Raw genomic sequence first — 11932 nt, forward strand, 5'->3', positions numbered from 1 at the left:
ACTTTATCCAAAGCACACAGCGCAGGCATAATCACTGCCTCTACTGTGTGCTTTTGTATGTAATTTCACCGGTAATGATTCTATCTTCTTCTATAGACAAAAGATCACTAGAGTACTTTGAAGTACCTATCGTACTTCAAAGTGCGTACTTCTCAACGGTTGCATTATCCTGCAAGCTAATCATGTAACTTATTATGATTAAAGGAGTGCAATAGATGAATACAGTAACCCATTCTTCTCGTAAAGTAGCGTTAGTTGTAGGGGCAAATGGAGTGATTGGTAGTAATCTGATTGATCATTTATCGACATTACCAGATTGGGAGATTATCGGGTTATCCCGTCGTGGCGGTGTATCTACAGATCGTGTTACTTATGTATCGGTAGACCTTTTTCAACGTGATCAAATAGATCAAGCCTTACAATCATTTCCTACGATCACTCATATTTTTTATGCGGCATATCAAGATCGTCCCACGTGGGCAGAATTGGTAGAACCTAATCTGAATATGCTAATCCATATCGTAGAAAGTGTAGAGACTATTTCCCCTACGCTTCAACATGTAAGTCTGATGCAAGGTTACAAAGTCTATGGTGCTCATCTAGGCGCATTCAAAACACCTGCACGTGAATCTGATGCACGTCCGATGCCACCTGAATTTAATATGGCTCAGCAGAACTATCTTATGCAACAACAGCAAGGGAAAAGCTGGACATGGTCTGCGCTCCGTCCTTCTGTCGTGTGTGGATTTGCTGTAGGTAATCCTATGAATCTAGCGATGGTGATTGCGATCTACGCCACTATTTCTAAAGAACTTCAATTGCCTTTGCGATTTCCGGGTAAGCGTGGAGCCTATCACAGTATTCTCGAAATGACAGATGCCGGATTACTCGCCAAAGCTACAGTCTGGGCAGCGACTACTCCTGCTTGTGCGAATCAGGCTTTTAATATTAACAATGGTGATTTGTTCCGCTGGGAAGAGCTGTGGCCTACCATCGCTACGTATTTTGAGATGGAGACAGCTCCCCCTTTATCCATGAGTCTGGATACGATGATGAAAGATAAAGAAGCTTTGTGGGACGATATCGTTACCAAATACGGATTAACTGCTTATACGTATGCAGATGTATCTTCGTGGGCGTTTGGTGATTTTGTATTTTCGTGGGATTATGACTTTTTTGCTGACGGAAGCAAAGCACGTCGATTCGGATTTCATGAATATGTAGATACAGAAAAGATGTTTATTGCTATTTTTGAAGATTTTCGCAAACGTAATATTATTGCCTGATCTTATCGTGTATAACTTATAAAAATAATCGTGTATTCCTTTCTTCAAGACAAGATTATAAATAAATTACACTATATATGTAGAAATGGATACTTTTCCTCTATATGTATCGTCTATCAAAAGCCGACCTTAGTGATAAGGTTTCGGCTTTTGACAATTTATATCACTTGAGAAGGAGACTCTACAATACGAGCTTGATCGCCATATTGTCTATGTAGATGAACTTCTCCCCATTTACACATCATATGAAGTAACTCGGTGAGAGTTGTTCCATACTCGGTTAATTCATACTCTACTTTGGGAGGCACTACATTGTAAGACGTTCGCAATACTGTCCCTGCTTCTTCCAGTTCACGTAACTGCTGGGTCAACATTTTTTGAGTAATCGTTGGGATTAACTTTTTCAGTTCGCTGGTTCGTTTTTTACCAAACGTCAGATGAAATAAAATCACAGGTTTCCATTTCCCACCGATTACTTCTAATGTGACTTCAACTGCTGTATTATAGACTTTTTCTTCGTCTTTCATAATATAGTCCACCTTTCTGATAAAGTAGGTTGATACCTTAATAAAAACAGCTTCTCTGGGATATGCTATGGTAATCTTACTACATTCGCATAGCAGATACACGATATTTGACAGTTGTTAGTGATTCTACCTATACTAATGCCAACTCATTCTATATCAAATTATATTTACAAGGAGGTGTTCGCTTGAAAGCATCAAGTTCGCGGATCATCCTTTTGGGATTGGTATTATTCGCTTTATTGGCAGGAGTATTATACTACAGTCTTCATACTAAAAAAGAAGCATATCCGTTAAGTAGTGGAGCTGTAAAGGAGTCTGGAGTGAATATCTATATCGCCAAAACAGGTAATGATCAGACTGGAAATGGTAGTAAAACCAAGCCTTATGCTACATTGCAACAAGCTCAGAAAACGATTCGTGCCTACAAAGGTAAACTTCCTCAAGGAGGCATAACGGTCTGGGTGAAGCAAGGGAATTATCTCATGGATTCTAGCTTTCAACTGGATAAAAAAGATTCAGGTACAGCCGCTTCTCCAATTACATATCGTACTTATACAGGAGAACAAGTTACGCTTTCTACAGGCAAGCCAGTAACGGATTGGCAACCACTCAGTCAGGAAGCTCAAGCTAGAGTTCATCCCAAGATTGATCCCAAGCAGCTAGTAGAATTGGATGTACGCAAATTAGGAATGAAGCATATCAATGGCTTTGCAGGTGGCACTTCATTTACAGAACAATGGGGCATTTTGAATTTATTTGCCAACAATCAAATGCAACCTATTTCCCGTTGGCCGAATACAACAGAAGTAGCCGGTGGACAACGAGCAGGCTGGGCAATCGCTCAAAGTGTCTATAATGCTCAATCTTTTTATTATCAAAAACCAGGTTCTTCAAGCACTAATATTTTAGATGAAGATGGAACCAATCGTTCTAAGCGCTGGCAGAATGCAATCCAAAACGGTCATGCTATTTATTTACAAGGTTTCTGGCGTACCCTTTGGAGTCCAGCCAGTATTCAGATCAGTCAAATCGATCCAGCTCAAAAAACGATTAAACTTCTCGATACACCACAAGGTGGAATGGGTTCTAAATTCAGTGCGATGGTTGCTCCTTCTGCTCTATCAAGAACAACCAATGAGCAAAATGACAACAGCAGTACACCTTCTACGTATCGTGTTGGTGATGGTTCTGAAGAATTCCGAGCCCTTAATCTGCTAGAAGAAATCGATACACCTGGAGAATGGGCTTTGGATTTTAAAGATGGCAAAATCTATTACTATCCTCCTTCGGATATTCATAAATTGCAGACAGTAATCGGTGATCAAGATACACCTATCGTTACTATGGATGGTACCTCTTATGTACAATTTAAAGGATTCACATTACAGAATAATATGGGCAATGGCTTTGAAATGAAAAGAAGTCATCATATTACGATTGCAGGCAACAATATTCGCAATGTAAATGGTGGAATATTAGATGTAGATGGTCATCATAATATGTTCCGTAGTAACAATATTTATGATACGGCAAGTTTTGGGATTAGTCTGAATAGTGCAGGAGATCGAGCTACATTATCGTCTGCTAATACCAGGATTACCAATAATCATATTCATCATATCGGCAAGCTGATCCATCTAGAAGCGATTATTATTCGTGATTCAGTCGGTGTACGAGTCGATCATAATTTACTGCATGATGTTCCCAAAGATGCAGTTCGCTATGTATTTAGCAATAAGCTGTTGCTTGAATACAATGAAGTGCATAATACATCACTGATCGAAGGCGATACCGGGGCTTTCTATACCGCTCAAGACTGGTCTTCGTATGGAAATGTATTACGTTATAACTTTATTCATCATAATAAACGCTCAAATGGTTTTTATGCGGATGGTGGTAGCAGTGGTAATACGTATGAATACAATATTATTCAAGATACATCACGCGCCTTTTTATTCGAAAATGGACATCATAATTTAGCGATGAACAATTTATTAATTAATGTACAATCTCTTGAAATTAACGATCGTTCTAATCAGTTAAATTATGGATTGGGTAGTGATAATGCCAATCGTCTGCGAGAGCTTCAACCATTGACAGGCACCTGGAAAAAATATGGTGAACAACTCGCTAAAAAATACGGCTTAAAAGGCAATCTATGGAGCAGTGTATTAAATGATAAATGGAATCCTCAATATCCGAATGGCAGTAAGCTTAATCATAATGTGATTGTAGGCGCTGGCGGACAAATCAAATTGCCGAAAAAAGGTGATGTAGCAGCAGTAGGTAATACGACACTAAGTAGTACCTCGGATGCAGGATTTTATAATCTAGCTACCCTTGATTTGCGCACCAAAAATGCCAAAATATTAGAGAAGTTTCCTGACTTGAATACTATTTTCCCAACGATTGGTTTGTACAAAGATGAATACCGTACCAAAGCCTTTAATCGTGCAGATTCAGACGGTCTTTCTGACCATCAATCTACTTCTTAACTAAGAATATGGTTCATATTACTGACTGATCAGTTGTGCTCTAAGGCAATTGATCAGTCCCCTTTTTATTTTCAGACATTATACTACCTGCACTTGACAAGCAATCTATCGGTATGCTCAAATGGTTACAAAAAAGAAACTAATTTATGAACAAATTGAAATTTTATTAAAAAAGTATGAAATTATGCTTTGCTATATTTGCATCTGTATTTTATTATATAAAAGCATCCGCTGATTTTACCAATTTATATGTATTTTAGGAGGTGATTAACTAATTAAATCAAAATACCCATCACAGCAGGGATAAACCATCATCCCAACAACATCAATGGATTTTGAAATGGAGGGAATTTATATTTATGAAGAAGTTCCAGAAAATCATATCGCTCACAGCTATGCTTGCTTTGAGTAGTGCGATGGCGGTTCCATACGCATCGGCTGACAAAGTAGGAAGTCAAGAAGTTATCAATCTTGATAGCGGTGCTGTGACAAAAACTGGTTGGAATCTGTACGTTGATACAGCCGGAAGCGATACGGATGGGAATGGCACTAAAGAGAAACCATACGCCACCCTGGAAAGAGCACGTGATGCTATCCGCAGTCTAAAAGGCGACCTACCCGATTATGGAGTGACGGTATGGGTCAAAGGTGGAGAATATGAATTTTCCAACTTGCAATTTACAGCTGAAGATTCAGGTACACCGGATAAACCTATTATTTACCGTACGTATTCAGGTGAACAAGTGACATTAACCAACGGGATTCGTATTGATGCTTCCGATTGGAAACCGCTCAGTGCCGCAGCCAAAGCACGTGTTCATCCTGATGTAGATGCCAATGCCCTTTACCAGTTAGATGTGAAGTCACTGGGACTGAAGCATATTAAGCATTTTGAAGGTGGCACTTCGTTTACCGAAAAATGGGGTATTATTGATCTGATCTCTAACGGTATTCGTCAACCTATTTCTCAATGGCCTAATGTGACCGAATCTGTAGATGGACATCGCAAAGGTTGGACAACAGCGAATGGTTCAGCAGATGCCAAATCTTTTTATTATGGTGATGGTGGTATTCCTGAAAATGGAGACACAACAGATACGTTAGATCTGGACGGAAGCAATCGTGCAGCACGCTGGCAGAAGTCTTTATCTCAAGGACATGCTCTTTATCTTAAAGGCTTTTGGAGAACGGTCTGGAGCCCTTTGACCAGTTCCGTACAATCGATCGATACCAAACACAATGTCATTACACTTAAAGATATTCCTGATGGCGGTATGGGTTCCAAATGGAGTGCGGCAGTAACAGACTATGCTTCTGCTACCTCTGCCACAGCCAACACATACGGTGAAGATTCTCAGGCGGCATCCAGTATTGCTCCTTCTGCTTCTGCAACAAGCGAGCCAGCAGCAGACGATGCATTACATGATACAGACTCTACCCCGCAATCATACAAATTGTTTAATGCACAGGGTGAATCTGGATCTGTCCGCTTAAAAGAACAACTCACTGAAGATTCTCAATTAACGACAGAAGCGACTGATGCGGATCATAATCTATCGTTACCTTCTGAAGTTACTGAACATACAGGTAATGATGCAACCGTAACTGAACACAGTACCGATTCAGTGAAAGTCCCTTCATCCGTCAACAAAGATGTATATCAATCAGCAACTGCAAGTACGTACCTGACGCCTAGCTCTTATTCATCCAAAATCAAAGCTCCTTATCGGATCGGTTCCGGTACAGAAGAATGGAAATTGATTAATTATCTGGATGAAATCGATGTTCCTGGTGAATGGTCACTTGACTTCAAAGATGGTCAAATTTATTACTATCCTAAAGGCAATCTGAAAAGCCAAAACATTATTATAGCTGACCAAGAAAATCCAGTGATTTCTGTCGATGGAGCTTCTAATCTAAAAATGCTAGGATTCACGGTTGAAGGTGGTATGGGTAACGGCATTGAACTTAAAAATACCGACCATATTACAATTGCAGGTAATACGCTTCGTAATCTAGGAAATGGTGGTATTCTCGATGTAGATGGGACGAATAACCTTTTCCAAAGTAATGATATTTATGAAACAGGCGGATTCGGTATCAGTATTAATGATGCAGGAGATCGCAAAACGCTAGAAGCTGCCAATAGTCGTGTCACCAACAATCATATTCACAATGTAGGCGATCTGACTCATCTGGAAGCAATTCTGGTGCGTAATTCAGTCGGGGTCAAATTCGATCATAATTTACTGCATGATGTGCCTAAAGATGCTGTTCGTTATGTGTACAGTAACAATCTGGTGTTTGAGTACAATGAAGTGCATAATACGTCCTTGATCGAAGGCGATACAGGCGCATTCTATACCGCTCAAGATTGGGCTTCTTATGGTAATGTACTTCAATACAATTTTGTTCATCATAACAAACGTTCTAATGGATTTTATTCAGATGGTGCAGATAGTGGCGATAACTATCGTTATAATATTGTGCAAGGTTCAACCAAAGGCATTTTGCTCAATGGACATGACAATATCGCTAACAACAATCTAGTGGTCGATTCCAATATGATCCAAGTCGATCAACGGGGCGACAGTAATTCTCATGGTGTGAATAGTATCTATGCCGATCAACTTCGTGAAATGAATCCAACAAGCGGCGTATGGAAAGAATATGGAGCCAAATTGCAAAAGATGTATGGTTATGATCATCCATTATGGAGCAGTATTCTTGATCCGAACTGGCATCCTGAATATCCGAATGGTACAAAAATGAATAACAATGTAATGGTCAACACACCGAATATTGTTGTTCCCAAATTAGGCGATGTTGCAGTAGAAGGTAATCAATTTATCTCTAGTGTTAGCAGTGCAGGATTCTACGATTATAGCAAAATGGATTTGCGTACAGACAACAAAACCATTTTAGCGAAATTCCCGGATCTGAATGAAGTTATGCCTAAGATTGGACTAAGCCAAGACGACTATCGTACCAACGTAGTAACACGCGCTGAATCTGGTGGATTAACGAATCACTAATTCAATATTCCTTATCTACGTTCTTTATCTATTCATCTATATAAGCAGAACCTTTAGATCAATGAGATGATTCTCTGATCTAAAGGTTCTTTTTTAGTTTTCTTTTTGGAGTTTCTTTCTTTTTTACATAGTTACTATATTTTTTTCATGGAAAAGACTTGTAATTAATTTTCTCCATGTTATAATTATCTTAATATTAAGATTTCAAATGTAAGCACATTTATAAATAGATGGTTTGACTTTGAGGAGGATATTCATTATGGAATTATTAGGTATTCATCACGTTTCGATTATGACAGGTAAAGCGGAAAAAAATTACGATTTTTATACTAAAGTTATGGGTATGCGTTTAGTGAAAAAAGGAGTTAATCAAGACGATACTACTTCGTATCATCTATTTTACGGTGATGCTGTTGCTTCTCCTGGTACCGAATTGACTTTCTTTGATTTACCGGGTATCGGACCTAGCTATCAAGGGGTATCTAGTATTTCAGCAACATCTTTACGAGTAGCGACAACAGAAGCTTTGCAATACTGGTCTGATCGATTTGACCAATTGAATGTGACTCATGAAGAAATCAAACAACGTGCTGGACGAGATACATTGGCTTTTCAAGACTTTGAAGGTACACGCCTTATTCTTGTAGCCGACAATGGCGAACAAGGTGTAGCTGCTGGAACAGCTTGGGATCAATCTGAAGTACCTGTAGAATACGGGATTCTTGGACTTGGACCAACTACACTAACACTAGCTCAACCTGCTTCGACCATTATGATTTTGACTGAAGTGATGGGATTCCGTCATACAGGCTCATATCCTTCGCTTGCAGGTGATTTTGCAGATATTGAAGTCTATTCTACTGGACAAGGTGGCGCAGGCGCAGAAGTCCATATCGAGACACGTCCTGATCTTCCACATGCACGTCTAGGTCGCGGTGGTGTCCATCATGTAGCGTTCCGTGTACCAGATGAGTCCGAATATGATCTATGGTCAGACAAATTATCCAAATTAGGTATTCCTAATTCAGGTAAAGTAGATCGTCACTACTTCCGTGCTCTTTATTTCCGTGAACCGAATGGTATCTTATTCGAATTATCCACAGACACACCAGGATTCGATATTGATGAATCGATGGATTCGTTAGGTGAAACCCTTTCTCTGCCTCCTTTCCTTGAAGGCAAACGTGCACAGATCGAAGCTAATCTTCGTCCGCTTGTACTGGATGAAGTATAAGTTAAGCAACAGAATAAAAAATAATCTAATCATCTTCAAATAATAGAATATACACAAAAAGAGCAACTCTTAAATGAGCTGCTCTTTTTGCACTTCTTTTTCCCATATCGTACTGGGAATTTCTTTTTTTAACACAGGTGCAACTTCTGTTGCAAACCGTTCGAGTTGTTCTAACTGTTCTGTTTCGGTTAATCCATCTACGCTGATACTTAATGCCTGATGTCCAAATGCTTGGTAATAATCTAGAATTTTCTCAATGACTTGATCAGGGCTTCCGATAAGAGCCGGGCCATTTGCAATATTATCTTCTAAATCTACAAAAGGCGATTGATTGTGCTTAGCAGCATCCGTAGATTGAAAATGATCATAATATGGACGATAACGGCGAATAGCTTCTTCACTCGTATTCGCTAGATACAGGCTTCCTGCTCCTGCTCCAACAATAGCTTGAGATGGATCATGACCATAATAAGCTAACCGTTCCCGATAATGATCAATTAATGCTTTATATTTGTCCTGTCGATGAAAAGAATTGGATGAGAAAATCGGTTCTCCATACTTGGCTGCCAATTCTGTAGAACGTGTACTTGAGGCACTTCCATGCCAGATTGGAATCGGCGATTGAAGTGGACGCGGTTGACTTGTAAACTCATTCAATGCCGGACGATATTTCCCCTGCCAATTCACCTTTTCTTGACTCCATAATTGTCGTAACAATTCATATCTTTCTGCTAATGAATCCCATTGTTCTTCTTCAGTGATTCCGAATAATCCATAATGGCGCGGATCGTTCCCTTTACCAATAATCAATTCCAAGCGTCCATTAGATAAATGATCAAGAGTAGCATAGTCTTCTGCTACTCTTACCGGATCAAGCACACTTAATACTGTTACAGTCGTCAACAGACGGATGCGTGATGTGCGTGCTGCAATTGCAGTCAGCACAATAGCAGGTGAAGAAGACAAAAAAGGTTCTCCATGTCGCTCACCTACACCATAAGCATCATAACCTAGACGCTCTGTTAACTCTGCTTGTTTTAATATATTTTGGAATTTCTGTTGTGCTGTTAAGGTCTCACCTGTTAGCGCATGAGGAAGGTTCGCAATAAGACTGAATACGACAAATTTCATATGTTAATTACCTTGAGAAGAGGTTTGTTGAATTTGTTCTGCTTGCTTACGCTCTTGCAAATAAGCTTCAAAACGCTCGGGATGAACCACTTTACGCATTAAATGCATCGGTCCTTCTCCTTTGCCTGCATCTCTAGCTCGTATACTTTCATATCCTCTACGCTCATACATCGGCAACAACCACGGGTGTTTTTCCGCTGTTCCGAGTGTCACCGCAGGTGCTCCTACTTCATCACGAATAATATGTTGTTCAACCCAGTTTAACAATTTGCTACCTGCGCCGGTTCCTTGTACATTCGGATCAACCGCAAACCACATAATAAACGGTAATCCTGTCTCAGCTGTTAATTCTTTGACCCGTTCAGGATCAGCCAAAGTTACAGTCGCTACAATCAATCCATCTTGTTCTAACACATAACATTTATTATGCGTAATATTGTCTTGAATCAATGCTAGATCAGCATGAGCTGCTGGCCATGTTAATCCTAATTCACGAATAGTTACATAGGCTTCATATGTGATATGAAGTACACGCTCTGCATCTTCCAATGCTGCCAAACGATAAATGTCACTCAATTCTGTCACCTCTTTATTCCGACTATGTTCATCAGATTATTATATTATAATCTAACATTGATTATACCACTTTTCTAATTGATTTTTTCTATAGGTACTTATGGAGCTTATCAATTCATAAGCTACAGTGTTGGGGAATCGATAATCGTTAAACGATTCCAGATCTGTTGCCAATTTTTCTGTTGAATACGTTGCTGATAAATATGAATATCTCCTCGACTTTGAAGAAAGCGTGGATTGACACGTATCTTCATTTCAAAAACATCCCTTAGTCCACATGGAGCGACCAGAATCAATTGATCCTGTTCGTCTAATCTAATCCCTAATGCTGTAGCTGTTTCTGGAAAACATGATATCGCATCAACTGTAGAATGATAGGGCGCAATCCGATTAGCGATATGCATGCGTGCTTCATTTTTCACTGACCATGGTAATTGTGGTTGTATCCGGCAAAGCTGTTGTTCCCATACTTTTTCTGTTTTTTCATCTAGATCACTAGCATCATAATAGACCACATCAATATCTGCTAATGGTGTACGAGGTTCTATCTGATGAAGTTGATCCCAGATTTTCGAACGCACAAATCCAGCGCATACCCAACTATCTGGCAATCCTAGATCCCGTACATTTCGCAAAATCTCCATCATCCAGCAATCAGCAGTGATCCATTCTATAATAATTTGGTGTATCATCTGTTCGTGATCGCTATGAGGTACAGGCATATCTATTATCTCCTTTATAAAAAAGATTTAAGATCGTCTATCTTTTCATTTGAACTATTCACTTGCTTTTGAATTTCACCTTTCATATAGCAGGCAAATTCTTGTAATTGTATAATCTCTAACGCAGTAGAATCACTAACTCCTTGATATTGATCAAGGCAAGTCTGAATAAGCTTGGAATATGTAGCAGGAACATGTGTTAATCCCCACTCTCCGCCTTCTTGTTTGGAAGAAATTACATTTTCGCTGAGGAAAAATAAGATCCGGCACAGATTGAGTGTGAAATATACAGGTGATGTAACAATATCGTCTGCTACATGTTCAATATCTGCCAAAATCGAGCGAATATACCACTGTGGATCAATAGGGACAAATACTTCTTTGATCTCTTTGCCATACAATGTTATACCTCGATCATATGTTACAAATATATGGGCTGCTAGATCAGGATCTTCTGCTCCTTCACAGACATATTGCTTATCTGTTCGATACTTTTCGCGGTGATATGCAGAATAATGGAATTCAAATGGAGTAGGATATACAAACTGCTTCACATCGTTTTCCAATAAAATACTTATCTCCAATCCACTACTAGATATCAGATGTTCTTCTAATTTCAAAAGTCTGTTAGCGATATGGAGCTTTGCCGAACGACTGACTTTCTGTTGTACAATAACCAGCAAATCGATATCACTGTGATGCGGATGAAAACCACCCATCGCTAAAGAACCATGAATATAAATGCCTACCAAATTATGCGCCAATTCTTCTTGAAATAAATGAATAATGTCTGCTATACCATAAGAGTTATTTGATATCATCGCTTGAATGTCCACTATTCTCTACTCCTTTGTTCGATATCTGATGCAATATCTTCTATTTTGTACTGTCTCTATTATGTATTCCTTCTATCATAATATACCAAA

The 11932-nt window shown here is 39.2% G+C and carries 9 protein-coding genes; 4 read left to right on the top strand and 5 right to left on the bottom strand.

Annotated elements, in window-relative coordinates; translation table 11 throughout:
- The first annotated feature begins 215 nt into the window (after positions 1-215).
- A complete protein-coding gene (locus QE450_RS12945) occupies positions 216-1286 on the top strand; it encodes an SDR family oxidoreductase (RefSeq protein ID WP_307299621.1) in 1071 nt (356 codons plus the stop codon).
- Positions 1287-1444: 158 nt separating this feature from the next.
- Here QE450_RS12945 and QE450_RS12950 read toward each other — a convergent pair whose 3' ends face one another.
- A complete protein-coding gene (locus QE450_RS12950) occupies positions 1445-1813 on the bottom strand; it encodes a winged helix-turn-helix transcriptional regulator (RefSeq protein ID WP_273613162.1) in 369 nt (122 codons plus the stop codon).
- A 185-nt stretch (positions 1814-1998) separates the two neighbouring features.
- Here QE450_RS12950 and QE450_RS12955 point away from each other — a divergent pair, with 185 nt between their 5' ends.
- The 3 genes from QE450_RS12955 (at position 1999) to QE450_RS12965 (ending at position 8577) form a co-directional block, all read left to right on the top strand.
- Entirely contained in the window at positions 1999-4308 is a 2310-nt protein-coding gene (locus QE450_RS12955; RefSeq protein WP_307299622.1) for a right-handed parallel beta-helix repeat-containing protein, read from the top strand.
- 359 nt (positions 4309-4667) lie between these two features.
- On the top strand, positions 4668-7343 hold the full coding sequence (locus tag QE450_RS12960; RefSeq protein WP_307299623.1) for a right-handed parallel beta-helix repeat-containing protein: 2676 nt from the start codon (positions 4668-4670) through the stop codon (positions 7341-7343).
- A 259-nt stretch (positions 7344-7602) separates the two neighbouring features.
- Positions 7603-8577 (top strand): ring-cleaving dioxygenase, encoded by a 975-nt coding sequence (locus QE450_RS12965; RefSeq protein WP_273613165.1) that lies wholly within the window; start codon positions 7603-7605, stop codon positions 8575-8577.
- Positions 8578-8646: 69 nt separating this feature from the next.
- On the opposite strand, the gene QE450_RS12970 is transcribed toward QE450_RS12965, so the two are convergent.
- The 4 genes from QE450_RS12970 to QE450_RS12985 all read right to left on the bottom strand — a co-directional run bounded on the left by QE450_RS12970 (position 8647) and on the right by QE450_RS12985 (position 11842).
- A complete protein-coding gene (locus tag QE450_RS12970) occupies positions 8647-9708 on the bottom strand; it encodes an LLM class flavin-dependent oxidoreductase (RefSeq protein WP_274172199.1) in 1062 nt (353 codons plus the stop codon).
- Positions 9709-9711: 3 nt separating this feature from the next.
- Positions 9712-10284, bottom strand: coding sequence for a GNAT family N-acetyltransferase (locus tag QE450_RS12975; RefSeq protein WP_307299624.1), 573 nt, complete (start codon positions 10282-10284; stop codon positions 9712-9714).
- Positions 10285-10406: 122 nt separating this feature from the next.
- Positions 10407-11006 (bottom strand): nucleotidyltransferase family protein, encoded by a 600-nt coding sequence (locus QE450_RS12980; protein WP_307299625.1) that lies wholly within the window; start codon positions 11004-11006, stop codon positions 10407-10409.
- 14 nt (positions 11007-11020) lie between these two features.
- Positions 11021-11842, bottom strand: a complete 822-nt coding sequence (locus QE450_RS12985) for an aminoglycoside adenylyltransferase domain-containing protein (RefSeq protein ID WP_307299627.1) — start codon at positions 11840-11842, stop codon at positions 11021-11023.
- Positions 11843-11932: the final 90 nt, after the last annotated feature.

It is taken from the genome of Paenibacillus sp. SORGH_AS_0306 (assembly GCF_030819345.1).
Classification (GTDB): Bacteria; Bacillota; Bacilli; order Paenibacillales; family Paenibacillaceae; genus Saccharibacillus; species Saccharibacillus kyungheensis.

Bases quoted from the DNA above. Each gene is read 5' to 3' on its own strand.
- QE450_RS12980 (WP_307299625.1), bottom strand. From the start codon at position 11,006: ATGCCTGTACCTCATAGCGATCACGAACAGATGATACACCAAATTATT.
- QE450_RS12960 (WP_307299623.1), top strand. From the start codon at position 4,668: ATGAAGAAGTTCCAGAAAATCATATCGCTCACAGCTATGCTTGCTTTG.
- QE450_RS12970 (WP_274172199.1), bottom strand. From the start codon at position 9,708: ATGAAATTTGTCGTATTCAGTCTTATTGCGAACCTTCCTCATGCGCTA.
- QE450_RS12965 (WP_273613165.1), top strand. From the start codon at position 7,603: ATGGAATTATTAGGTATTCATCACGTTTCGATTATGACAGGTAAAGCG.
- QE450_RS12945 (WP_307299621.1), top strand. From the start codon at position 216: ATGAATACAGTAACCCATTCTTCTCGTAAAGTAGCGTTAGTTGTAGGG.
- QE450_RS12950 (WP_273613162.1), bottom strand. From the start codon at position 1,813: ATGAAAGACGAAGAAAAAGTCTATAATACAGCAGTTGAAGTCACATTA.